Annotated in this window: 21 protein-coding genes; 5 read left to right on the forward strand and 16 right to left on the reverse strand. The window is 68.8% G+C overall.

Annotated features, from left to right (window positions below; all coding sequences use genetic code 11):
• Window positions 1-243 precede the first annotated feature (243 nt).
• From EVU97_RS04915 to EVU97_RS04950, 8 genes are all read right to left on the reverse strand, one after another.
• Complete coding sequence (locus EVU97_RS04915; protein ID WP_129664009.1) at window positions 244-1,089, reverse strand: thioesterase family protein; 846 nt, start codon at window positions 1,087-1,089, stop codon at window positions 244-246.
• A gap of 119 nt (window positions 1,090-1,208) precedes the next feature.
• A complete protein-coding gene (locus tag EVU97_RS04920) occupies window positions 1,209-1,922 on the reverse strand; it encodes an ABC transporter ATP-binding protein (RefSeq protein WP_129664011.1) in 714 nt (237 codons plus the stop codon).
• Window positions 1,909-2,868: an ABC transporter ATP-binding protein gene (locus tag EVU97_RS04925; protein ID WP_129664013.1), complete on the reverse strand. Its 960-nt coding sequence runs from the start codon at window positions 2,866-2,868 to the stop codon at window positions 1,909-1,911. Before EVU97_RS04925 ends, EVU97_RS04920 begins: the two co-directional genes overlap by 14 nt.
• Window positions 2,865-4,043, reverse strand: coding sequence for a branched-chain amino acid ABC transporter permease (locus tag EVU97_RS04930; protein ID WP_047310547.1), 1,179 nt, complete (start codon window positions 4,041-4,043; stop codon window positions 2,865-2,867). Before EVU97_RS04930 ends, EVU97_RS04925 begins: the two co-directional genes overlap by 4 nt.
• Window positions 4,040-5,029, reverse strand: coding sequence for a branched-chain amino acid ABC transporter permease (locus EVU97_RS04935; protein WP_227484350.1), 990 nt, complete (start codon window positions 5,027-5,029; stop codon window positions 4,040-4,042). The genes EVU97_RS04930 and EVU97_RS04935 overlap by 4 nt, the downstream gene beginning before the upstream one ends.
• A 111-nt stretch (window positions 5,030-5,140) precedes the next feature.
• Window positions 5,141-6,367: a branched-chain amino acid ABC transporter substrate-binding protein gene (locus EVU97_RS04940; RefSeq protein ID WP_047310546.1), complete on the reverse strand. Its 1,227-nt coding sequence runs from the start codon at window positions 6,365-6,367 to the stop codon at window positions 5,141-5,143.
• A gap of 269 nt (window positions 6,368-6,636) precedes the next feature.
• Window positions 6,637-7,995 (reverse strand): M1 family metallopeptidase, encoded by a 1,359-nt coding sequence (locus EVU97_RS04945; RefSeq protein WP_129664015.1) that lies wholly within the window; start codon window positions 7,993-7,995, stop codon window positions 6,637-6,639.
• The gene (locus tag EVU97_RS04950) at window positions 7,992-11,903 is read right to left on the reverse strand and encodes a Pls/PosA family non-ribosomal peptide synthetase (RefSeq protein WP_129664017.1); all 3,912 of its coding nucleotides are present in this window, start codon (window positions 11,901-11,903) and stop codon (window positions 7,992-7,994) included. Before EVU97_RS04950 ends, EVU97_RS04945 begins: the two co-directional genes overlap by 4 nt.
• A 157-nt stretch (window positions 11,904-12,060) precedes the next feature.
• On the opposite strand from EVU97_RS04950, the gene EVU97_RS04955 reads away from it, so the two are divergent.
• Entirely contained in the window at window positions 12,061-13,107 is a 1,047-nt protein-coding gene (locus tag EVU97_RS04955) for a 6-phosphofructokinase (RefSeq protein WP_129664019.1), read from the forward strand.
• Complete coding sequence (locus EVU97_RS04960) at window positions 13,107-13,553, forward strand: hypothetical protein (protein WP_225910973.1); 447 nt, start codon at window positions 13,107-13,109, stop codon at window positions 13,551-13,553. The genes EVU97_RS04955 and EVU97_RS04960 overlap by 1 nt, the downstream gene beginning before the upstream one ends.
• On the opposite strand, the gene EVU97_RS04965 is transcribed toward EVU97_RS04960, so the two are convergent.
• The 6 genes from EVU97_RS04965 to EVU97_RS04990 all read right to left on the reverse strand — a co-directional run bounded on the left by EVU97_RS04965 (window position 13,550) and on the right by EVU97_RS04990 (window position 17,626).
• A complete protein-coding gene (locus EVU97_RS04965; protein WP_047310542.1) occupies window positions 13,550-13,744 on the reverse strand; it encodes a helix-turn-helix transcriptional regulator in 195 nt (64 codons plus the stop codon). The two genes, EVU97_RS04960 and EVU97_RS04965, sit on opposite strands and share 4 nt — an antisense overlap.
• Window position 13,745: 1 nt before the next feature.
• Window positions 13,746-14,198: a hypothetical protein gene (locus EVU97_RS04970; protein WP_129664021.1), complete on the reverse strand. Its 453-nt coding sequence runs from the start codon at window positions 14,196-14,198 to the stop codon at window positions 13,746-13,748.
• 132 nt (window positions 14,199-14,330) lie between these two features.
• Complete coding sequence (locus EVU97_RS04975) at window positions 14,331-14,816, reverse strand: hypothetical protein (protein WP_129664023.1); 486 nt, start codon at window positions 14,814-14,816, stop codon at window positions 14,331-14,333.
• Window positions 14,817-14,852: 36 nt separating this feature from the next.
• Window positions 14,853-15,578 carry a lysoplasmalogenase family protein gene (locus tag EVU97_RS04980; RefSeq protein ID WP_129664025.1) on the reverse strand — a complete coding sequence of 242 codons (726 nt, stop codon included), beginning with the start codon at window positions 15,576-15,578 and terminating at the stop codon, window positions 14,853-14,855.
• Entirely contained in the window at window positions 15,575-16,435 is an 861-nt protein-coding gene (locus EVU97_RS04985; protein WP_129664027.1) for an oxidoreductase, read from the reverse strand. The genes EVU97_RS04980 and EVU97_RS04985 overlap by 4 nt, the downstream gene beginning before the upstream one ends.
• Window positions 16,436-16,570: 135 nt before the next feature.
• Window positions 16,571-17,626: a pirin family protein gene (locus EVU97_RS04990; protein WP_129664029.1), complete on the reverse strand. Its 1,056-nt coding sequence runs from the start codon at window positions 17,624-17,626 to the stop codon at window positions 16,571-16,573.
• Between the two features lie 208 nt (window positions 17,627-17,834).
• On the opposite strand from EVU97_RS04990, the gene EVU97_RS04995 reads away from it, so the two are divergent.
• The 3 genes from EVU97_RS04995 (at window position 17,835) to EVU97_RS05005 (ending at window position 23,529) form a co-directional block, all read left to right on the forward strand.
• A complete protein-coding gene (locus EVU97_RS04995) occupies window positions 17,835-20,123 on the forward strand; it encodes a bifunctional UDP-sugar hydrolase/5'-nucleotidase (protein WP_129664031.1) in 2,289 nt (762 codons plus the stop codon).
• Between the two features lie 1,124 nt (window positions 20,124-21,247).
• Window positions 21,248-21,970, forward strand: a complete 723-nt coding sequence (locus EVU97_RS05000; RefSeq protein WP_047311104.1) for a response regulator transcription factor — start codon at window positions 21,248-21,250, stop codon at window positions 21,968-21,970.
• Window positions 21,967-23,529 (forward strand): cell wall metabolism sensor histidine kinase WalK, encoded by a 1,563-nt coding sequence (locus EVU97_RS05005; protein WP_129664033.1) that lies wholly within the window; start codon window positions 21,967-21,969, stop codon window positions 23,527-23,529. Before EVU97_RS05000 ends, EVU97_RS05005 begins: the two co-directional genes overlap by 4 nt.
• Here EVU97_RS05005 and crcB read toward each other — a convergent pair.
• Window positions 23,467-23,826 (reverse strand): fluoride efflux transporter CrcB, encoded by a 360-nt coding sequence (crcB, locus tag EVU97_RS05010; protein ID WP_129664035.1) that lies wholly within the window; start codon window positions 23,824-23,826, stop codon window positions 23,467-23,469. The genes EVU97_RS05005 and crcB overlap by 63 nt on opposite strands.
• On the reverse strand, window positions 23,823-24,248 hold the full coding sequence (locus EVU97_RS05015; RefSeq protein WP_129664037.1) for a CrcB family protein: 426 nt from the start codon (window positions 24,246-24,248) through the stop codon (window positions 23,823-23,825). Before EVU97_RS05015 ends, crcB begins: the two co-directional genes overlap by 4 nt.
• Window position 24,249 lies beyond the last annotated feature (1 nt).

The following is a 24,249-nucleotide window of genomic DNA, read 5'->3' on the forward strand; positions in this document are numbered from 1 at the left end:
GGACATCCCGACGAAGGCGGGATGCTCGTCGATCTCCTGGCCAAGTGGGTGCATGACGTTCCGGAGCAATGTCGACGAAGTCGTGCCGGGCGCCTCGAAACGTGGGAGGCGTCGTGCACGGCCTGTGCTTTGCAGTGCCACGACTGTAGCGAGCCGATTCGATTCTGTGTGCCGAATCGCGACAATTGGCGTTGTCGGGCCGATGATGCTGGGGCGGGTCGCCGCAGCAGATCAGCCCTTGAATCAGCCCTTGCTCGGCATCTCGCGCACGGTGAGGCTCTGCGCGATGCGCCCGACGGGGCCGTGGATGTCGTGCAGCGTCGTCATCGTCACGCCGAGGCCGCTCTCGCCCATGGCAACCGTCGTGTCGAAGCCGGTGGCCGTCGGGTCGGGCCGGCGGAAGAGGTGGACGGTGAGGTCGACGTTCGGGAACATCCACTCGCGCGGGTCGACTCGGACGGCAATGCCGTTCGCGCCGTCGATGACGCACAGGAAATGCGTCGTGGGGCTGATCTCCTCGCCGAGGACGCTCGGCAGGTCGGTGCGCAGCCACGTGCGGTTGCGGCCCGGCACGTAGCCGGGAGGTGCGTCGAAGCGCTCGACGGAACGGATGAAGCCGCCGGGCCACATCTGCCCCATGTCGACGCGCTTGCACTCATTCATGGGAGGCAGCGGTTCGAGGTCGGCGCCGGCGACCGGCGAGGAATCTTGAACCGACAGGCGCCACGCGCGCGCCACGATGATGAGGCGCCCGTCGACACTGAACTCGGCCTCGACGAGTTCGATCGTGCGGCCGGGGCGGATCGTGCGCACGCGCACGTGGGTGGGACGCAACGGGATGAAGCCGTAGACGTCGAACGTCACCTTCGCTAGCTGCATCCCCTCACGCGGCTCGTGACGCTCGATCTCGTGCACGATGAGCCCGGCCGACGCCGCGAGGTGCTGCTCGGCCTCGTTCCACGCACCCTGGACGTGGATCGTCGGCTCGAACAGCCGCCCACCGTCGTGCTCGCCCAGCGGGACGAAGTACGCGTCGACGTCCTCGCGGGGCGTGAACTCGGCGGTTTCGGGGGAGGTGCTCGCAGCCATGCTCACACCCTAACGGCCCCCGACGTGGCGCAGACCACGCCCCCGGTTCGGCCTCGAACACGCACGAAGCGCGGGTGAGAGGACGCATCCTCTCACCCGCGCTTCACGCGGTGCTCACCTCAGGCGACCCCGAGGTAGGCCTCCTTGATGGCCGGGTCGGCCTTGAGCTCCCGGCCCGTACCGGCCCGCGTGATCGAACCCGTCTCGAGCACGAACGCGCGGTGCGAACGGCTCAGCGCCTGGTTGGCGTTCTGCTCCACGAGCAGAATCGTCGTGCCCTGCGCGTTGATCTCCTTGATGATCTTGAAGATCTGACGGATGTACTGCGGCGCGAGACCCATCGAGGGCTCGTCGAGCAGGAGCAGCTTCGGGCGTGCCATGAGCGCACGCGCGATGGCCACCATCTGCTGCTCGCCACCGGACATCGTGCCGCCGAACTGGCTCTCGCGCTCCTTGAGGCGCGGGAAGAGCTCGAAGACGCGGTCGTAGTCCTCGTCGATGCCGGCCTTGTCCTTACGGCCGAAGGCGCCCATGCCGAGGTTCTCGCGCACCGTCATGCCGGGGAAGACACCGCGACCTTCCGGCGCCTGGCAGATGCCGAGGCCCGGACGCAGGTGCGGCTTCACCTTCGTGATGTCCTCACCCTGGAACATGATGTTGCCCGACGACGGCGACAGCAGACCGGAGATGGTCTTCATCGTCGTCGTCTTGCCCGCACCGTTCGCGCCGATGAGGGAGACGACCTCGCCCTCCTCGACGGTGAACGTCAGGCCGTGCAGTGCCTGGATGCGTCCGTAGTGCACCGAGACATCGTTCAGCTCAAGCAAGCTCATCGTCGTCGTCCTCCTCGTCCTCGCCCAGGTAGGCGGTGATGACCCTCGGGTCACTCGTGACCTCGGCCGGTGTGCCGTCCGCGATCTTGCGCCCGAACTCGAGCACGACGATGCGGTCGGTGACGCCGGTGACGAGCTTCATGTCGTGCTCGATGAGCAGGACGGTGTACCCGTCGGCGCGGATGGTGCGGATCAACTCCATGAGCTGTTCCTTCTCCGCCGGGTTGAAGCCGGCCGCCGGCTCGTCGAGGCACAGCAGCTTCGGCTCAGTGGCGAGGGCTCGAGCGATCTCGAGACGACGCTGGTAGCCGTAGGGCAGGTGCTTCGCGAGACGCTCGGCCGAGTCGGAGATGCCGACGAACTCGAGGAGCGCTGCGGCGTGGTCGACCGCGTCCTTCTCCTCGCGGAAGTGACGCGGCGAGCGGATGAGCGCACCGGGCACCGAGGTGCGGTGACGCGCGTCGAGCCCGACGACCACGTTCTCGAGCGCCGTCATCTCACCGAACAGACGGATGTTCTGGAAGGTTCGGGCGATACCGGCGCGGGTGATCTTGTGCTTGGCCAACCCGTTGAGGCGCGTGTCCTCGAGGATGACGTCGCCGCTCGTCGGCTTGTAGACACCCGTCATCGCGTTGAAGCAGGTTGTCTTGCCGGCACCGTTGGGCCCGATGAGGCCGAGGATCTCACCGCGGTGGATGTCGAACGAGACGTCGTCCAGGGCGGTGAGGCCGCCGAACTTCATCGTCAGGTTCTTCACCTCGACGAGCTTCTCGCCGACACCGACGGCGATGTCACGGTCGGTGGAGATGACCTTGGCGACCTCGAGAGGAACACCGGCCTCGGCGAGGTCGTCGAGCTTGACGCCCTTCTCCCTCACCTTCTCCATGCTGCTGCCGATGGCTGCGAGCTCTTCCTCGACGGCGGGCGTGTTCTGCTCGTTCGTCATTTCTCGTCAGCCTCCTTCTCGGTTGCGAGGTTCAAGGTCTTGGAATCCCCTGCGAACGGGTTGTCCTCGGACTCGGGGGCAACGATTTCCTTGCCGGTGGCCTTCTGGTACGCGCGCTTGGCGTACGTCAGCAGGTGCATACGAGCCGGCATGAGGCCCTCGCTGCGGAACAGCATGAGCAGGATGAGTGCGATACCGAAGATGAGGTACTTGTACTCGGCGATGCCGGTGAAGCGCACCGGAAGGTACGCGACGATGGCGCCACCGATGGCCGCACCCACCTTGTTGCCGCTACCACCGAGGATGACGGCGGCGACGAACAGCATCGAGGTGACGACGTCGAACTTCGCGTTGTTGACGAAGCCGATCTGACCGGCGAACAGCGCGCCGGAGAGGCCACCGAGACCGGCGCCGAGCGCGAACGCCCAGACCTTGTACTTGAACGTGGGCACACCCATCGTCTCGGCTGCGTCTTCGTCCTCGCGGATGGCGATCCAGGAGCGGCCGACGCGCGAACGCTCGAGGTTGCCGACGAGGATCATGACGAGCAGGAGCACGGTGAGCGTCAGCCAGTACCAGGGCAGACCGTTGCTGTTCGTGAACAGCGGCGTGCCGTCGGACGCGGTACCGGGGGGAGCGCCGACCTTGCTGAAGCCCTCCTGGCCACGCATGGCCGGGATGATCGTGGCGAGCAGGCGGACGATCTCACCGAAGCCGAGCGTGACGATGGCGAGGTAGTCGCCGCGCAGACGCAGCGTCGGAACACCGAGCAGCACACCGAAGATCATCGTGACGATGACCGCGACCGGCAGCGTCCACAGGTAGGGGATCTTGAGGTAGGGGCTGTCGGGGCTCGTCAGCATGGCCGCGACGTAGTTGCCGACCGCGAAGAACGCCACGTACCCGAGGTCGAGCAGACCCGCGTAACCGATGACGATGTTGAGGCCGACCGCGATGAGAGCCATGCGCGCCATGTCGAAGCACGCGATGGAGAAGTCGGAGCCGCCGCCGTCGGTGGAGATGATCGGCGGGTTGAGCACCGGCAGGAGGTAGAGCGCCAATGCGACGACGATGAGCGCCGCCCATTGCTGCCAACGCTCCAGCATGTGCCAGCGCTGCATGAACGTGACCTTGTCGGTCTTCGTCGTCTCGGACGACTCGGCGACGGTGCTCATGCCTTGCTCCTTCCGAGGGTCTGGCCGAGCAGACCCTGCGGGCGCACGACGAGGACGAGGACGAGGACGGCGAAGACGACGACCTGCGACCAGTTGGAGTCACCGAGCAGGAACGGCGCGTAGTTGCTGATCACACCGATGACGAGACCGCCGACGAGGGCGCCGCGGATGTTGCCGATACCACCGAGCACGGCTGCGGCGAACGCCTGCAGGCCGAGGAGGAAGCCACCGTTGTAGATGACGCCCGAGGGCACCTTCATGACGTAGAACAGTGCGGCTGCACCGGCGAGGAGACCACCGATGGCGAACGTCGCGAGGATGATGCGCTCGGAGTTGACGCCCATGAGCGTCGAGGTTGCCGGGTCCTGCGCGACGGCGCGGATGCCGCGGCCCGTCTTCGACTTCGCGATGAAGCGATCGACCGCGATCATCATGACGACGGCCGCGATGATGATCGTCAGCTGCTGGCTGTCGATGATGGTGCCGCCCAAGTCGAAGATCGGCTTCGGCGTGAACATCGTGACGGCCGGCTCCGCGTTCTTGCTGTGGAAGGCGAAGATCGCGTACTGGATGACGAAGCTGACGCCGATCGCGGTGATGAGGAAGACGAGGCGGGGCGCGTTGCGCTTGCGCAGCGGCTTGTACGCGAGGCGCTCGACGGCGACGGCCGTCGTACACGACGCGATCATGCCCACGATCATGGCGAGCAACAGGTTGAGGATGATCGGCCCGATGCCGAGGTTCGGCGGTGAACCGTTGAAGCCGAGCGCCGAGAGCGTGAAGATCACGCCGTACGCGCCGACGATGAACACCTCGGAGTGGGCGAAGTTGATGAGGTTGAGCACGCCGTAGACGAGCGTGTAACCGAGGGCGACGAGCGCGTAGATGGCGCCGAACGTCAGACCGTCGATCGTGGCCGGGCCGAGGTTGGAGATGAGGGCGTTCCAGTCGAAACTGAGCCACTGCGTCGAACCCGACTCTGCCATGGGAAGCAGGGCACTGAGCATGGTGATGCTTTCGTACTCACCGGCAGACGCCGCCCGCACTGGGCCCGATCAGGGCTGGCGGGCGGCGTCGACCGTGGTGGGTGGAGCGGATCAGATCTTGCCGATGGGGACGATCTTGCCGCCCTCGACCTTGTAGCCGTAGACGTCGGGCTTGGCGAGCTCGCCCTTGTCGTCCCACTTGTAGTGCTTGCTCAGGCCGTCCTTGTCGTAGGTCTTGACCCACTCGAGGAGCGACTTGCGGTCCGTCTTGCCGGCGTCGATGCCCGCGAGGAGCACGGTGGCGGCGTCGTAGCCCTCGATGGAGTACGTACCGGGGGCGGCGTTGTTCGCGGTCTTCTTGTAGGCGTCGTTGAAGTCCTTGATGAGCTCACCCGGGATGCACGGGCAGGTGAAGTACGCGCCGTCAGAGGCCGAACCGGCCTGCTTGATGAACTCGTTGTCCTTCACGCCGTCCGGGCCGACGAAGCTGCCCTTGAAGCCCTTGGCGCGAAGCTGCTGCGCGAACGGCGAGGCCTCCGCGTAGTAGCCGGCGTAGAACACCGCGTCCGGCTTGGCGTTCATGATCTTCGTGACGGTGGCCGAGAAGTCCTTCTGCTTGGTCGTCACCTTGTCGGAGCCGACCTGCTTGTCGCCGAGGGCCTTCGTGGTCTCGCCGCCGAGGCCGACACCGTAGGGCGAGTCGTCCTGCACGACGAAGACCTTCTCGGCCTTGAGCTTCTCGGTCATGAGCTTGGCGGCAGCCGGGCCCTGGACCGAGTCGTTGCCGAGGCCGCGGAAGAAGGTCTTCCAGCCCTTCGTCGTCAGCTCCGGGAGCGTGGCGGCCGGCGTGATGTGCACGAGGCCCTTGCTCTCGAAGATGTTGCCCGTGGCGTTGGACTCACCGGAGAACGGCAGACCGACGACACCGACGACCTGCGACTTGTTGGCCATGGTCGTGACCGGGCCCGGAGCCTTGTCGGGGCTGCCTTCGGTGTCGAGCTTCTCGAACTTGACCTGGCAGTCCTTGTTCGCCTGGTTGTGCTCGTTGATGGCGGTCTGGATGCCGTTGTAGATGTTGACGCCGAGCTGGGCGTTGTCGCCCGTCACAGCGCCGACGTAGCCGATCGTGACGTTGGAGCACTTGGCCTTGCCGTCACCCTTGGGCATGACGGGCGACTTGGGGGTGTCGACCGTCTGGACGGCCGGGAGGTTGACGCCCGAGGCGCCACCGCTCTCGGAGGAGTTCGAGGTCTTCGAACTGTCGTTGGCGCACCCGGTGAGGGCGAGTGCGGCAGCCGCGCCGAGGCCGGCGACACGGTAGGTGAGCTTTGCGTTCACGGTGGTTTCTCCCACGCAGAAGGGGCCGAAAGGCGACCCGCTGATAGTGAGAGGAGACTAGAACGGTTTATGGCGGTGCAACTTCTGATGAATGCTGTTGTGACCTTCTTGTTACGGCAAAGCCCGAGAAAAACGGATTAGTTGCCGAACTATGTTTGTTTTCACCGTGCTTTATTTGGCTGCACCGCAGTGGAATTGGATGGATCTGAGCGAGAAACTCCAACGATGAAGATGGGGAATTCCTCGCTCGAGAAACGTCGCGCGAAGCCTCAGACGCGGGGGCCGGAGAGCGGGAGTGACGGCAACGAGGGAATTGGTAGCGCTCGGAGCCACGCGTCGAAGAACTCGCCGAGATCCTGACCGGCGACCTGCTCGGCGAGAGCGATGAAGTCGGCCGTCGTCACCGTGGCATACCGGTGCTCGGTCACCCAGCGGCGAAGGAGGCCGAAGAAGGCCTCGTCGCCGAGGAGGGTGCGCAGCGCGTGCAGCGTCAGGGCGCCCCGCTTGTAGACACGGTCGTCGAACATGTCGTCCGGCCCCGGATCCTGCAGGCGCAGATCCTGCGGCAGCCGCGACAGGCGCCCGTGGTGCTCGTGGGCGCGCTGGATGGCCGTCGCGAGCCCCGCCTCCTCGCTCCACAGCCACTCGCTGTAGCAGGCGAAGCCCTCGTGCAACCAGATGTCCTCCCACGCCGATGAGGTGACGGCGTTGCCGAACCACTGATGGGCGAGCTCGTGCGCGATGAGGCGCTGGGCATCCCACGAGCGGTTCGTGAAGTTCGCGCCGAACGTCGAGAGGGTCTGCGACTCGAGCGGGATCTCGAGGTCGTCGTCGGTGATGACGACGGTGTAGCCGTCGAAGGGGTAGTCGCCGAAGCGTGAGGAGAAGAAGTCGATCATGTGCACCTGGTCGGCGTACGCGGTGCGCACGGCCTCGCGCAGGCGCGGCGGGTAGACGAGGCGCACGTCGGACGGCGAGGTGCGCAGCTGCTTCGTTTCGTACTGGCCCATCTGCAGCGTCGCGAGATAGGGCGACATCGGGCTGGGGCACTCGTAGGTCCACGTCGTGCGACGTCCGGCCTGACGGCGGCGTACGAGCGAGCCGTTGGCGACGACGGCGTAGTCGGAATCGGTCGTCACGACGAAGCGGTACGTGGCCTTGTCCGCGGCGCGGTCATTGCACGGGAACCACGTCGGCGAGCCGTGGGGCTGGGACGCGACGATGACGCCGTCCGTCAGCTCCTCCCAGCCTGCGTCGCCGTCGAGGCCGCGCATGGGGCCGGGCGAGCCCTTGTAGGCCACCGTCACCGTGAACGGCGTGCCGGCCGCGAGGGGCTGCGCGAAACGGACGAACAGGCGCGAGTGGTCGTGGCCGTACCGTCCGACGCGGGCGCCGGCGACGGCGAGCTTCGTCACCTTGAGTCGGCTGTGCAGGTCGAGCTCGATGCGTGCCACGGGCTCGGTGACGTCCTCGGCGATGCGGCACGTCAGCACGGCCTTGGCGTCAAGGTGGTTGCCGGCTGGGGAGTAGTCGAGCGTGAGGTCGTAGGCGTCGACCCCGAACGTCGTGTCGCCGTGTCCGGGCACGTACGGGTCGGCGCCGCCGGTGGGGGTGTGGTGGCGTCTCATGCTCGTGCGCTCCGTTCACGGGTGGTTTCCGGGGTGTCGTCGTCGTCCTCGAGCCACGGGCCGATGGGGTTACCGAGCCAGCGGGTCTTGTCGGGGACGCTCTCGCCACGCATGACGAGCGACGTCGGCCCCACCGTAGCGTGACGGCCCAGCGCGGCTGCGGGGAGCACGACACTGTTGGGCCCCAGGGTGGCGCCGTCGCCGAGGGTGACGGTGTCCATGGCGAGGATGCGGTCGTGGAAGAGGTGGGTCTGCACGACACAGCCCGCGTTGACGCAGGCTCCGTCGCCGAGGCGGATGAGGTCGGCCTCGGGCAGCCAGTACGTCTCGCACCACACGCCGTGGCCGATCTTCGCGCCCATGAGGCGCAGCCAGAGGTTGAGCACCGGCGTGCCCGCGTTCGCGCGGATGAGCCACGGTGCCGCGATGACCTCGGTGAAGGTGTCGGCGAGCTCGTTGCGCCACACGAACGAACTCCACAGCGGGTACTCCGTGACGCGCAGCCGGCCCACGAGAAGCCACTTCGCGACGACGGCCGAGAGGCCGCCGAGGGCCCCAGCCACGACGAGGACGCAGCCTCCGGTGAGGGCGGCGACGAGCCAGCTGAAGCGGTCGGCGACGGCGAGCATCGTGAGGGCCGATCCCGCGATGAGCGCCGAGTGGAGGCTCTGCGGCACGATGCGCAGTGCCTCGACGACGGCGCGGGCCACGCGCAGGCGCTGCGGCGGCGCGGTGGTGCGGCTCGTGTCGGACTCGCCGGCCTCGCGTCGTAGGCGCTGCGGGGGAGAGCCGAGCCAGCTCGTGCCCTTTTTCGCGCTGCCGCGAGCGGGTGCCGCAGAGAGGACCGCGACGAGTCCGCGCTTGGGCACCTTGCGGCCGGGCGCGGCCATACCGGAGTTTCCGAGGAAGGCGCCCTTGCCGACCTTGACCGGCGCGATACGGATCCAACCGCCGCCGAGCTCGTAGTTCGCGACGAGGGTGTCGTCGGCGAGGAACGACCCGGCGCCGATGTCGGCCATCTTCGGGAGCATGAGCACGGTCGAGGCCTCGACCTCCTTGCCGATGCGGGCGCCGAGCGCACGCAGCCAGACGGGCGTGAGGGTGCTCGAGTAGAGCGGGAAGAGCCAGGTGCGGGCCTCGTCGAGGAGGCGGATCGTCGTCCACGCGCGCCAGCCCTGGCCGCCGTGGATCGGGTGGTAGCCCTCGCGCAGACCGTGGCCGAGCAGGCGCACGGCGCCCAGGATGACGAGGGCCGTCGTGACGAATCCGACGAGGGTGGCGGGCACGACGCCGATCGCGGTGATGCGAGCGAGGTCGGCGACCGAGTCGGCGTCCTTCAGCCACGGCCAGCAGACGGCGATGCCGGCTGCGGCCCCGACGGCGGGCACGAGGGAGGCTGCGATACCGGAGGCGGCGTAGGCGCCGAGCCAGATCGGCTTGTTCGGCGGCGCCTCGTCCTCCCACGGGCCGCGTGCCTCGCCGATGTGGACGGCCGGCGCTCCCGACCACAGTTCACCGGCGTGGACGTCGCCGAAGACGCCAGAACCGGGGGCCACCTCGGCACGCTTGCCGATGCGTGCGCCCGGCAGGAGCGTCGAGCGGGTGCCGACCCGGGCGTTCGCGCCCACCTCGATGCGCCCGAGGTGGAAGACGTCGCCGTCGATCCAGTGCCCGCGCAGTTCCACCTCGGGCTCGACCGAGCAGCCCTTGCCGAGCGTGAGCAGGCCGGTGACCGGAGGCAGGCTGTGCAGGTCGACGTGTTTGCGGATGTCGCAGCCGAGCAGTCGTGCGTAGAACTTCACGAGGGGAGCGCCCGCGAGCGTCGTCGCCCCGAGTTCGTCGGCCAGACGCTCGGCGAGCCAGACGCGCAGGTGGGTGCGTCCACCACGGGTGTAGGCGCCGGGCTGCACGCCCCGCAGGATGACGCGGGCGGCGAGCGCGGCGAGGATCATGCGTCCCGGCGGCGCGACGAAGAGCACCCAGCCGAGGGCGATCCAGAACCAGTCGAGCGTCGGAATCCACGCGAGTCCGACGGCGTGGGCGAGGTTCGCGCCCGCTCCGAGCCACGTCAGCCACCGCAGCGCGGAGAACTGCCGGACGGCGAGGGAGGCGACCACCTGCATCGTCTGGGTACTGCGTCGCACCCGGACCACGTCGTCGTTGAGGCGCGTGGTCGGCGAATCCATCGCGTCGATCGCGGCGGCGAGCTCGGCGATCGACTCGTTCTCGTAGACGTCGGCGACCGTGAACTCGGGGTGCGTCTCGCGGACGCGGGCGACGAGTTGGGCGGCGCTGAGCGAACCGCCGCCAAGGTCGAAGAAGTTGTCCTCGGGGGAGGCCGGCGGTGCGCCGAGGATGGCGGTGTAGAGCTCGCGAAGGCGGGCCGCGGTGCCGGTGAAGGCGCCGTCCTCGTCGTCGGAGGCCATCTCGAGCGGCCACGGCAGGGCGTCGCGGTCGATCTTGCCGGAGGTGCGCGTCGGCAGCGTGTCGACGACCGCGAGTTGAGGCACGAGCGCGGCGGGCATGGTCTCGCGCAGATGAGCGGTGGCGGCCTTGCGGTCGAAACCGTCCTCGACGGTGAGGTAGCCGACGAGAAGCTTGTTGCCGGTCTGGGAGGTACGCACTGCAGCGGCTGCGCCGCTCACTCCGGGAAGCTGGAGGAGGTTCGAGTCGATCTCGCCGAGCTCGATGCGCCGGCCGCCGAGCTTGATCTGGTCGTCGGCGCGGCCGTTGAAGACCAGGCCCTGTGGGTCGTTCACGACGATGTCGCCGCTGCGGTAGGCGCGCTCCCAGCCGAGCGTCGGCATGGGGGCGTACTTCTCTGCATCCTTGGCCGGGTCGAGGTAGCGGGCGAGCCCGACGCCGCCGATGATGAGCTCGCCGGGCTCGCCCTCGGGCACGGGGTTGCCCTCGCCGTCGACGACGGCGAGATCCCAGCCGTCCAGCGGCAGGCCGATGCGCACGGGTGGTTCGCCCGTCAGCTGCGCGGCACACGCGACGACGGTGGCCTCGGTGGGGCCGTAGGTGTTCCACACCTCGCGTCGCTCGTTCGCCAGGCGCGCGCCGATCTCGGGCGGGCAGGCCTCTCCGCCGAGGATGAGCAGGCGTACCTCGGCCAGCGCCTCGTGCGGCCAGAGCGCGACGAGCGTCGGCACGGTCGAGATGACGGTGATGTCGTTGGCGCTCAGCCACGGGCCGAGATCCATGCCGGACTTCACGAGGCTGCGCGGCGCGGGCACGAGGCAGGCCCCGTAACGCCACGCGAGCCAGATCTCCTCGCAGCTCGCGTCGAACGCGACGGACAAGCCCGCCATGACGCGGTCGCCCGGGCCGATGGGGGCGTCCTGGAGGAAGAGGTTCGCTTCGGCGTCGACGAAGGCGGCGGCGTTGCGGTGCGTCACGGCGACGCCCTTGGGCTTGCCCGTGGAACCCGACGTGAAGATGATCCATGCGTCGTCGGTGAGGCCCGGGTCGCCGGTGTGGGTGTTGCCGTCGTCCGCGTGCTCGTGTTCGCGGGGGCTGATGACGAGGTCCTTGCCCGCGATGGCGGCGACGTCGGCCTCACCGAAGACGGTGTCGGCGCGCTCGTCAGGATCGTCGAAATCGACCGGGACGTAGGCGCATCCAGCGACGAGGGTGCCGGCGATCGCGACGTAGAGGTCGAGCGTTCCGGACGGGATGCGGATGCCGATCCGCTCGCCGGAGCCGATACCCATCTCGTGTAGGGCGTCGGCGAACTGCTCTGCGGCGTCGGCGAACTCGGCGTACGTCATAACGTCGACGCCGTTGTCCACGGCCGGCGCGTCCGGGTTGGCGGCCACCGTCTCGCGCAGGATGTCGACGAGCGTTCGTGGCGCGGGTGCCCGGTCGGCCCGCAGCAGCGTACTTTCGGGTGAATCGCTCGTCATGAGGCGCATTGTCCTACCTCCAGATGACCTGGAGGTGACATGAGCCGCACCGGTGAGCCGAATCACTGCGCTAGCCGGTGGCTGGGCGGGGCGTCCGGTGGGAGAGACGCCGCCGCCTCCATTCGTCCCGCCGGGGCGAATGCGTGAGACTGGAACCATGAGCATCGGCATTCTCACCAGCGGAGGCGACTGCCCCGGACTCAACGCCGTCATCCGCGGCGCCGTGATGAAGGGTGACAAGATCTACGAGCAGGAGTTCGTCGGTATCCGTGACGGATGGCGCGGGCTCATCGTCGACGACATCTCGCCGCTGCCGCGTCGGCGCGTGCGAGGGCTCTCCAAGGAGGGCGGCACGATTCTCGGCACGTCCCGCACGCACCCCTATAACGGTATTGACGGCGTGGGCGGGCCGAAGGCGATCCGTGAGGTCATGGATCGCCACGGCATCGAGGCCGTCATCGCCATCGGCGGCGAGGGCACGCTCTCGGGCGCCGCGCGGCTCGCGATCGACGGGCTCCCCATCGTCGGCGTCCCGAAGACCATCGACAACGACCTGTCCGGCACGGACTACACCTTCGGTTTCGACACGGCGGTCTCGATCGCCACGGAGTCGATCGACCGTCTGCGCACGACCACCGAGGCGCACCACCGGTGCATGGTCGTGGAGGTCATGGGCCGCCACGTCGGCTGGATCGCGCTGCACGCCGGTATCGCGAGTGGCGCGCACGCCATCCTCATCCCCGAGGTGTCGGTGACGCTCGAGCAGATCGCCGAGTGGGTGCGCCTGACTCAGGCCCGCGGTCGCGCGCCTGTCGTCGTCGTCTCCGAGGGCTTCCAGCTCAAGAACGACCGCGGCGAGTCGGAGAACATCGTCGCCGAGCGCGGCCTCGATGCCGCCGGGCGTCCGCGTCTGGGTGGTATCGGCGAGGCGCTCGCGCCGCTCATCGAGGCGAAGACCGGCATCGAGACGCGCGCTGCGACGCTCGGCCATCTGCAGCGCGGCGGTGTACCGACGGCGTACGACCGTGTGCTCGCCACCCGGTTCGGGCACGCCGCCATCGACGCGGTGATGCAGCGCAAGTGGGGGCAGATGGTGGCGCTCAAGGGAATCGACATCGAGACGGTGCCGATGGACGAGGCCACCAAGGAACTCAAGAGGGTCCCGCGTGAGCAGTGGGACGACGTCGCCGTCCTCTTCGGCTGATGGCGTCGAGGTTCGTGCGGACGGCGCTCGCCTACCTCGGAATGGTGGGCGACGAGTCCGCTGAGTCGCGCCAGGTGGGCACCGTTGCCGCTCCGGCCCGTCAGGATCGTTCGCGTTCGGGCGGGCTGGTCGTCGTCGTGGTGTTCGTGCCGCGGGAGGCTGCCGACCGTGTTCGACGGGCGGCGGCCAGCGCCGGCGCGGGGGCGATCGGTGACTACCGGGCCTGCTCGTTCAGCGCGGCAGGTGAAGGGCGATTCGAGCCGCAGGTCGGGGCCCGCCCGACGATCGGTCGGGTCGGTGAGCCGGAGGTCGTCGACGAGATGCGCGTCGAGATGGTCGTGCCTCGGCCTGACGCTCGCCGCGTCGTCGACGCCGTCCTGGCGGCGCACCCCTACGAGGAGCCGGCCTGGCACGCCTACGAGACGCTGGGGCTTTCCGAGCTCTAGCCCTCGGGCGTGAAGATGTCCTCGATGCGGCACGTGAAGACGCGCGCGAGGCTGAACGCCAGGGGGAGCGAGGCGTCGTAGCGTCCCTTCTCGATCGAGATGACGGTCTGTCGCGAGACGCCGAGCTCGTCGGCCAGCCGCTGTTGCGACCAGCCGCGCTCGGCGCGCAGCGCGGGCAGATTGTTCTCCACGTCAGCTCTCGCGTCGCTTAATGAGCAGGTAGCGCACGCTGACGTCCGCAGCGGCGAAGACCATGCAGGCGAGGAGGGCGTCCGACGCGGTGAGTCCGTCGCGCCACTGCGGCACGACGCTCAGTGCCATCGCGGTGAGGCCCATGACGGCGAGCAGGTCGTGGAAGGTACCGCGCGTCGCCCGGTCGTACCACTGCGCTTCGACCGACTCCTCCGGGTTGCGCACCGCGCCCTTCACGGTGCGGCGGTCGACGACGAGGATCCACCCGAGCGCGAGACCCGGCATGAAGGACGCGGCGGCGAGAACGATGCCGTACACGACGCCGTTGGTACTGCTGGCGAACGCCCAGGCGGCGAGGCCGAGGACGGCGGCCACTGCGACGCCGATTCCGATGGCTCCCGGCCAGGGTGAACGGCCCGAACGTGTGGTGCCCCAGGTGCTCTGCGTGGTCATGATGACTCCTCTTCGCGATGTCAAACACGCTTTACTGTTAAGGTTCCTTTACAGTAAAGCGTGTTTGACATCGCGGTCAAGGGTCAGCCCGAAGCCGGCGTTGTTCGAACGCCGAGAATCCTCGGGTGGGGATCAGGGCCAGAGCCAGCAGTAGATGTGCTTGCCCTCGTCCTGCGCGCGTAGCGTCAGAGCGACGAACTCGGCGAGGAAGTCGGCGAGATCACGCGGGCGAGGGTTCCACTCGTCGGCGTCCTCGGGTGCTTCGACGGCGGCCCACTGGGCGGCCAGCCCGTCGAACGGAGCCTCGCGCGTCGACATGAGCGCCACGAACCCCGGATCGACCTGGAGAACGAACTTCTGTTCGTCGGCGCTGACGGCCACCGGTGCGGGCCAGCCCGAGTCGAGGAACTCCTCGACGGGGACTCCCGTGAGCAGCTCGTTGAGGTAGCCGAGCGCGAGGCCCGGGTCGACGTCCTGACTCGCGACGACGTCGTACTCGGGTGCAGCGGAATCGGACTCGTCGTCGAAGGGGAGGGAGCGCAGGCCGGATTCGAGATCGACCGTGCGAGCGGCCTCCTCGTCGGTCGCGGCGGCGAAATAGTCGATCTGAAGGGCCATGCCGTCAGCCTACGGCCGACGAGCCTACTGCGAGCATTACCGCAGGCGTGCCGTGCCGTCGACGAGGAGGCCCAGGGCTGCCGTGTAGGTGGACATGACGATGCCGTCTGCGACGTCGCGGCTAGGCCCCTCGGGCAACAGTTGCCGCGCGACGATGACTGCGTCGGAGACGAGGAACAGTGGGCCCCCGATGCGGATCGCCGCGAAGGGGCCGGTGCCCGCCGGTGCCCCCTGCGACAGAGCCGCCATCGAGGCGAGCAGGACACCGTACCCAGCGACGACGGGGCCGGGTGTGCTGCCGGCGCCGTCGCGACGTGCCGCGAGGCCGTCGACGACGGCGAGGGCGGCAAGCGTGACGCCCGCCGCGAGGCTCGCCTCGCGGCGGAAGCGGTGGCCGGCGCGAGCGAGCACCGTCATGAGGCCGAGCTGCTGCACGGCGAACGCCGACGCGCCACGCCGCAGGTGGGCCCGGGCCGTCGTGCCGGTGGAGCGGGACTCGGCGAGCATGAAGTGATCGCCGAGGGCGGAGCCTGTGAGGGCGGTGAGCAGGGTTGCCGTCGTGGTGCGGCGGGCGGGGCTGAAAGCGCCCGGCTGCGCAGCCAGGTCGAGCATGAGCAGGGGCGCGACGGCGTACTTCGTCGCGGCGTGTGCGCGGTCGTTGCCGACGGCGGCGGCTCCGCTCGTCAGGGCCGAGGCCGCGGCGTAGAGCCGGCCGGTCGGGCGTCGGAGGGAGCCGGAGGAGCCGGCGAGTGGGCGAATCACGAGGCGTCCCGCTTGGCGCGTCGCTCGACGAGCTTGGGTGCCTGGTCGAAGGCGGCGCTGAGGAGGGCGTCCATGGCGCGGTCCGGCAGGACGCGGCGTGCGGCGACGAGGGGCTTGGCTCCCATGCCGATCGTGTACTTGCTGCGCGGTCGTTTCGCCGTGCACGCCGCGACGACGGCGCGCGCGACGACCTCGGGTTCGGAGGAGTTCGCGTCGCTGCCGCGCAGCATCGTCGCGAGGGTGCGGGCCTGCGTCGCGTAGGGCCCGTGGCCACTGCGCTGCTCGAGCGAGTCGGCGGAGATGCCGGCCCACTCGGACTTGATGCCGCCGGGCTGCACCGTGACGACGTCGATGCCGAACGGTTTGAGTTCGAGGCGCAGGGAATCGGACAGGCCGTTCACCGCGAACTTCGTCGCGTGGTACCAAGAGCCGAGCGGTTCGTAGATGTGGGCGGCCATCGACGAGATGTTGACGATGCGTCCGCTGTGCTGGGTGCGCATCGTCGGTGTGACGAGCTGCGTCAGGCGCGCGAGGCCGAAGACGTTGACCTCGAACTGGCGGCGGGCCTCGTCCATCGGCACCTCCTCGAGCGCGCCGTACGAGCCGTAGCCGGCGTTGTTGACGAGGGCATCGATGCGTCCGCACGCGTCCAGGATGCGCTGAACACCCGCGGTCATTGACGCGTCGTCCGTGACGTCCATGCCGAGAACGTGAGCGCCGCGGTCGGCGAGGCCCGCCATGCGATCGACGCGGCGTGCTGCGGCGTACACCGTCCACCCTTCGTCGAGCAGGGCGCGTGCGATGGCCTCACCGATACCGGCAGAGGCTCCTGTGACCAGGGCGATCTTCGTCGTCATGTCGGTGAGGGTAACGCCCGGCCCCGACAACGCACGGGCACTCCACGGATGCCACAGGCATGTGGACGGCCCGGTGCGCGAACCGGAGAGCGCGCACCGGGTCGAACGTCGGGCGTCGGCAGACCTCCTGCCGACTCACCCTTCGCTGATGTCACCGCCGTGCGGCATCGACGCCACGGCTTCGCGCAGACGCTTCTCCTTGGCCTCCGCGATCTCCGACGCGCTCGCGCGGTAGGGGCGGATGCCGTCGGCGGGCACGTGGCCGAGGCGGCCTCGCTGGAAGTCCTCGAACGCCTCGATGACCTCGGCCTTGGTGTTCATGACGAACGGGCCGTACTGCACGACGGGCTCGCGCAGCGGGCGTCCGCCGAGGAGGAGCACCTCGAGCGACGGGGTCTCGACGTCCTGACGATCGTCGGCCGTCAGCGTCAGCAGGTCGCCCGGGCCGGTGACGATCGTCTGGCCGGCCTCGATCGGACGACGGTCGCGGCCGATCGACCCCGAACCGGAGAAGACGAAGACGAGACCGTTGTAGGACGCGTCCCACGGAATGTCGGCGCGGGCGCCGGCGGCGATGGACGCGTGCGCCATCGTGATGGGCGTACGGGTCGAACCCGGACCGCTGTGGCCGCCGATGGAGCCGGCGATGATGCGGATGAGCGCGCCGCCGTCGTGCGTCGTGATGAGCTCCGAGTCGCCGCCCTCGAGGTTCTGGTAGCGCGGGTCGGCCCACTTCTCGGCCCTGGGCAGGTTGACCCAGAGCTGGACGCCGTGGAAGAAGCCGCCGGAAACGACGAGCTCAGCAGGGGGCGTCTCGATGTGAAGCACGCCCGAACCAGCGGTCATCCACTGCGTGGCGCCGTTCTCGATCATGCCGCCACCGCCGTGGCTGTCCTGGTGCTGGAAGCGGCCGTCCATGATGTAGGTGACCGTCTCGAAGCCGCGGTGCGGGTGCCAGTCGGTGCCGCGCGGCTCGCCCGGCGCGTAGTTGACCGCGCCCATCTCGTCCATGTGGACGAACGGGTCGAGCTCGGCGTGGGTGAGGCCGGCGAAGGCACGGGTGACGGGAAAACCCTCACCCTCCAAGCCCTTCGGCCCGGTGATCTGGCGGCGCACGGAGCGCTCGACGGCCTGCGGGCTCGCCTCGGGCAGGTGCGGCAGCGTGAGCGTGTCTGCGGTGACTGCGGGCATTGGGGGCCTCCTCGGTGGCCGTGAAGTGTTGGATCTTCCCTCAATGTAGTTGAAGGTTCAACTATTCCGCCAGTCCTGAATGAACGTCAGATGACGATTCGATGCCGATCGCCTCGCAAACGGATTCGAGGGCCGAAACCTCCCGCAAGATAGTCGGGCACCCTCCCCGCGCCTGCGGCGCAGCCGAATCCGAAGGACACCCCCAACCATGTCGAGCTCTCTCGTGCGCCGATCCGCATTCACCGGCGTCCTCGCCCTCGCGTGCGCCGGCACGTTCGCCCCCTCCGCGCTCGCCGCTGCGCCTGTCGACTCTCTCGACGGCGACCTCACGCCTCTGACGCTCCTGGGTACCAACGACTTCCACGGCCACTTCACCAAGGACTTCGCTTGCACCGTGGCGTCGGCGAAGGCCGAGTACCCGGACGCGTCGTTCATCTCCGCCGGCGACAACGTCGGTGGCACGCCGTTCGAGTCGGCCTCGCAGCAGGACAACCCCTCGATCGACTTCCTCAACGCTCTCGGTCTCGAGGCCAGCTCGGTGGGCAACCACGAGTTCGACAAGGGCTTCGACGACCTGACGGGCCGGGTCAGCTCGCGCGCGAGCTGGACCTACCTCGGCGCCAACGTCTACAAGAGCGGCACCACGACGCCCGCTCTGCCCGAGTACAAGGTGCTCGATGTCAACGGCGTCAAGGTGGCCGTCGTCGGTGCCGTCACGACCGACACGCCCAACATGGTGGCCGGTGACGGTGTGGCCGGCCTGACCTTTGGCGATCCGGTGGCTGCCGTCAACCGCGTGGCTGCCAGGCTCAAGGACGGGAACGCCGCGAACGGTGAGGCCGACGTCGTCGTCGCCGAGTACCACGAGGGTGCGCCGGAGGGCGGCGAGGCCACCTTGTCGTCGATGCAGGCCGCGAGCCCCGTGTTCAACAACATCGTGACGAAGACGAGCGGCGACGTCTCGGCCATCTTCACCGGTCACACCCACCAGCTCTACAGCTGGGACGCGCCTGTTCCCGGCGGTGAAGGCACGCGCCCGATCATTCAGACCGACTTCTACGCGAAGTACCTCGGCGTTCTGCAGCTCGGCTACGACAAGGCGAGCGGCAAGGTGACGCAGTACAAGGTGACGAACCGGCCGGTGAGTGCACCGAGCGACGCGTGCACCTCGCTGCCCGCGTACACGGCTGCTGCCGCCGTCGTGGACTCCGCCAACGCCCGCGCCGAGGAGATCGGCAAGCAGGTCGTCGCCCAGAGCAGCGGTCCGATCACCTCGGCGCTCAAGGCGGACGGCAGCCGCGACGACCGTCTGGCCGAGTCGAACCTGTCGAACCTCATCGCGCAGAGTTACGTCGACTCGCTCAACAAGCCGGGCCGCACCGGCAGCGTCGAGATCGGCCTCATGAACCCCGGCGGCGTGCGCGCTGACCTCGTGCCCGACGCGTCCGGCAACCTCACCTTCGCGCAGGCCGCCGCCGTCATGCCGTTCAACAACACCGTTGCAACCCGTGAGGTCACGGGCGCAACGCTCGTCAAGATTCTCGAGCAGCAGTGGCAGCCGGAGGGCAGCTCCCGCCCGTTCCTCAAGCTCGGCCTGTCGAAGAACGTGACGTACACGTTCGACGAGAACAAGCCCGCCGGTGAGCGCATCACGTCCGTGCTCGTCGACGGCAAGCCGCTGGAGGAGTCCAAGAGCTACACGGTGGCGTCCAATTCCTTCCTCATCACCGGTGGCGACAACTTCACCGCCCTCAAGGAGGGTGGCGCCGTGAGCGATTCCGGCCTCATCGACCAGGGTCTGTTCGTCGAGTGGCTCAAGGCCGCGAGTCCGCTCTCGCCGAGCTACGCCAAGCAGTCGCTGTCCGTGGTGGACCAGCCGACAAAGCTCACCGCGGGCAAGGAGGCCTCGTTCACCGTCTCCGGCTTCGACATGACCAGCAAGGGTGCGCCCGCCAACAAGAGCGTCGAGGTCTTCGTCGACGGCACGTCCGTGGGCACGTTCCCCATCACGACGAGCTCGTCCACGACACCGCCCTACCCGGCCAACCACGGCACGGCTACGGTGAAGTTCACGGTGCCCGCCGACGCCTCGGGTAATGCCCTCGTCACCTTCAAGGCTGCGCCGACCGGCACGAGCGGCGGCTTCCCCGTCACGATCGAGGGTGGTGCGCCGACGACGACCCCGACCGGCCCGACCACCGAGCCGACGGAACCGACCACGGGACCCACGGACCCGACGAGCGAGCCGAGCGACCCCTCGAGCACGAGCGAGCCGAGCGACCCGTCCACCACGGACGAGCCGACGGCGTCCCCGACGGACGGTACGAGCACGAGCGGTGGCGGTAACCCGTCATCCTCCAGCACCTCGACCACCGGCCCCAAGGTCGAGACCGACGGGATGAGGAACGAGCAGGCCGTCACCGGCCTCGCGGGCCTCGGCCTCCTGCTCGTCGCCGGCATCGGCGCCGTCGTCGCTCGCCTGCGTCGCACCGTCTGATGTCTCCTCGCGGCTGACGCCGTCGCTCTCCGCCCCGCCCTGGCTCACGCCACGGTGGGGCGGAGGCGTGAGCGCAGCGCGCCAGAGTTGGTGGTCGAGTTCCAGCGTGTCGACGCCGAGCAGGCAGGCGGCCCGCGTCATGACCGCAAGGAGCTCCGTCTCCGGTGCGGCGGCCGCACGCCGTCCGAGGTGACGCCGGACGAACCGCCGCGTGAGCGGGCAGACGAGGGGATCGTCCAAGCCCGCGGCCAGCAGCAGATGCCGCCAGGTGAAGCCGCTCGACTGGCCGGTGACGGCACACCACGCTCCGCGCAGCACCTCGTCCCGAGCGCGTTCGACGAGGTGGTCGGCGGCCCACACGTCGTAGTGGCGCAGCACCTCGGCAGCCTCGGCGATGACGTCGGCCTTGTACGGGGCGTCCTTGCGCAGCACGACCCGATGGCTCGTCAGAACCTCAGTGCGCCACCGCTCGGCTCCGAGCTCGTCCATCGCGCCCCGGAGGACGTCGAGGTCGCCGTCACCGAAGCGGTCGACGAACCTCGTGACGGCGTTCTCGACCGTGACGGAGGTGACGCGGGGCGTCATGATCGCGTCGATGACTGAGGAGGCGAGCCCGGCCCGTCGAGGTGCCGCGCGCCATTCGCGGTGGTCGCCTCGCTCCTGGCGGATGCCCGCCGCGAGCAGCAGGGCGTGCCAGTCGAGGTCGTCGTCCAGACAAGCTGAGGTGGCGTGGCGTGCGTCCGGGAGCGCTGGGCTGGTGCGGAGTTCATCCGGCTCGCTGCTCACCAGGACGAGGCGGGAGGTCTCGGTTCTCGGGTCCATGAAAAGGAGCGTGGCCCGAACTGACCGACCACGAAAGGCTCGCGTGGTGCGGCCTGTGGAAGGGCCCGCTCGAGCCGATCGAAGAGCGCGATTCCCGCGCTGCTTGTGGACACCGAGCCTGCAGTGCGCAGCCGCGCTGCGAAGAGTGAGCGTGCCCGGGGCGCATCACACAAAGGGGGGAACGGGAGCACGACCCCGGGCACGTCATTGAACGTACAACTACTTTTTCAGAATTCCTTCTCATGCGACCTGCCGCGGCCAAGGGTGGCCTCGCGCGGTGGGCGACGCCCTACTGTGGACGCATGAGCGCACCGAAAACGCCTCCCCACACGGGTGGCCGAGCACTGCGTGTCCTCGTCGTCGACGACGAGCCCGGGCTCGTCGACTCCCTCACTGCAGGTTTCCGCTTCCAGGGGTGGGACGCCGAGTCTGCGCCCACCGGGGAAGTGGCCGTCGCCAAGTGCCGCATCAGCGAACCCGATGTCGTCGTCCTCGACATCGGTCTTCCCGACATCGACGGCTTCGAGGTGCTCGCTCGGTTGCGTGCGCTCAACCCCGAGGTCGGCGTCATCTTCCTCACGGCGCGGGACGGCGTCGACGATCGCGTTGCCGGCATCCGCCAGGGTGGTGACGACTACCTGACGAAGCCCTTCAGCCTCGAAGAGGTCATCGTGCGAGCCGAGGCTCTCGTGCGCCGTCGCGGCCTCACCGCAGCGGCGCAGGGCGATCACCTCGCCGTCGACGACCTCGTCATCAACACCTCCACCTTCGAGGTGGAGCGTGCGGGCGTGCCCATCAAGCTCACCGCCACGGAATTCGCGCTCGCCCGCCACCTCGCTGAGAACGCCCGTCGGGTGTGCTCCAAGCAAGAGCTGCTCTCGGCCGTCTGGGGTGAGGACTTCGCCGGCGGCGAGCACGTCGTCGAGCTCTACATCTCGTATCTGCGCAAGAAGATCGATGCCGACGGGCTCCCGCTCATCCGCACCGTGCGGGGCATCGGGTACACGATGCGTCCGGGCGCATGAGAGCACTGCGCAGCTTCTTGCCGCGCACCCTCGAGCGTCGCATCGTCACGCTCATCGTCCTTCTGGCGCTCTTCGTGACGGCTGTCGGCACCAGCGTGTCCGTACTCGTCACCCGCGCGGTCTTGCACGACTCCATGGACAGGCAGTTGCGTACGGCGGTGTCCCATCCCCAGGCGAGCGTGCAAGAACTCGCGTCCGAACTGCCGGGCGGAAGCCTCGCGTTGTGGCAGACCGGCGACGACGTCGACATCGCGGCCGTCGGTGAGGACCGCACGGTCACTGCGGCCGATCGCGACGAACTCGGGCGTCTCGTGCAGGGGCCGCCGGGGCTTCACTCGGTCACGTTCCCCGACCGGGACGAGATGCGCGTGCTGGTCGCCGTAACACCCGAACGGCGGGTTCTCGTCGCGACCTCCGACGAGACGACCGAGCGTGACCTCGCCAAGCTGGGACTCTTCGAAGGGGTCGTGTGGCTTCTCGCGGGCGTCCTGGCCGCCGGCGTCGGAGCCCTCGGAACGCGTCGGCTCACGCGGCCCCTGCGGGAGATCGCGGCCACGACGTCGGACATGGCGGCCACACCGGTCGGCTCGGTGACGGACGCCGTGCGCCGACGCGTCCCCGAGGGGGAATCGAGTGTCGAGGAGGTCGATGCGGTTGCTCGCTCGGTCAACAACCTCCTCGAGCAGGTCGAGGAGGCTCTGCGACGGCGCGACGAGGGGGAGGCCACCCGGCGCGCCTTCCTCGCTGACGTCAGTCACGAACTCCGGACGCCCATCGCCGTCGTCCGCTCGCACGCGGAACTGTCGGGTTCGATCGTCGACGACTACTACGCCAACATGTCGCACGTGTGGCCTGCGCGCCTGGAGCCCGGCGAGAAACTCACTCCGGCCGAGGCCGATGAACTCTTCGCGGCCATCACGGCGCTCGCCCCGGAGGGCAACCAGCTGCGTCCGTCGCTCGAGCGCATCGAACGCGAGGGGCGGCGCATGGGCCGGCTCGTTGACGACCTGCTCGTTCTGGCGCGCGTCGAGGACGAGCGTCAACTGGACGATGCGGAGGTCGACGTCACGTTCATCGCCCTCGAAGCACTCTCCGACGCCACGCTGCTCGCGCCGGAACACCGGTGGGCGTTCCACGCCGTTGACGAGCCCGCCGTCGTCGTCGGTGACGAGGCGAGCGTGCGTCGCGTCGTGACGAACCTCGTCGCCAATGCTCGGCGGCACACGCCGGCCGGCACCGACGTCGGTGTCACGGTCGACGTGCGAGACGGTGGAGTCGTGGTGCGGGTGGAGGACAACGGTCCGGGCCTGCCCGAAGCCGTGGCCGCCTCTCCCGGAAAGAGATTCGGTAACCGCGACCGCACGAGCGCGACGAGTTCGGGGCTCGGTCTGGCCATCACGACGGCCCTCATGGAATCCGTCGGCGGGCGCCTCACGTTCGATTCGAGCCCGGACGGCCTCACCGTCGAGGCCTGGTTCCCCAACGAGCGTCCGCGCTCAGACCAGCGCGCGCCCGAGCGCCATGCCGACGAGAACCGCAGAGACACAGACGAGCACTGACGCGAGGACGTAGGCCAGAGCCGTCACGCCGCGGCGCTCGCGCACCAAGCCGATCGCTTCGACGCTGGCCGTCGAGAACGTCGTGAACCCGCCGCACACCCCTGTGACGACGAAGGCGGTCACCGTAGCGCTCGTGTTCAGTGCCGCGACGAGGCCGATCACGAACGAGCCGACCACGTTGATGCACAACGTGGCGATCGGCCAGGTGCGGCGGGAGCGCAGCTTGATCTCGCCGTCGGTCACCGAACGCAGCACCGCGCCGAGCGCGCCGCCCAGAGCAACGAGAAGCGCCGTCATGCCCGCCGCCTCGAGGTGGCGGCAGCGCCGACGACGGCGCCGAACGCGGCGGCGAGAAGACCGCACGTCACCTGGAGCGCGGCCCAGCCCACCCCGACGCCGAAGCCCCTGTCGAGCGTCACGGTGTCATGCGCGAAGGTGCTGTACGTCGTGAAGGCACCACAGAACCCGGTGCCGAGGACGAGGCATACGGAGCGGCGTGCCCCGGTGTCGGGTCCGCTGCGGGTCAGCGCTTCAAGCAGACAACCGAGCACGAAGGCACCCGCGATGTTGACGACGAACGTCGCCCACGCAACGTCACCGTCGGCGTGGGGCAGCGCCTCGGCGACGCCGAAGCGGGCCACCGCGCCGAGCGCCCCACCGAGCGCCACGAGAGTCACCGCGCGTGGATGGCGGTGGGCGGGGCGGGCGTCGTCGGGCATC

This window comes from Dermacoccus sp. 147Ba, assembly GCF_004151355.1.
Classification (GTDB): Bacteria; Actinomycetota; Actinomycetes; order Actinomycetales; family Dermatophilaceae; genus Dermacoccus; species Dermacoccus abyssi.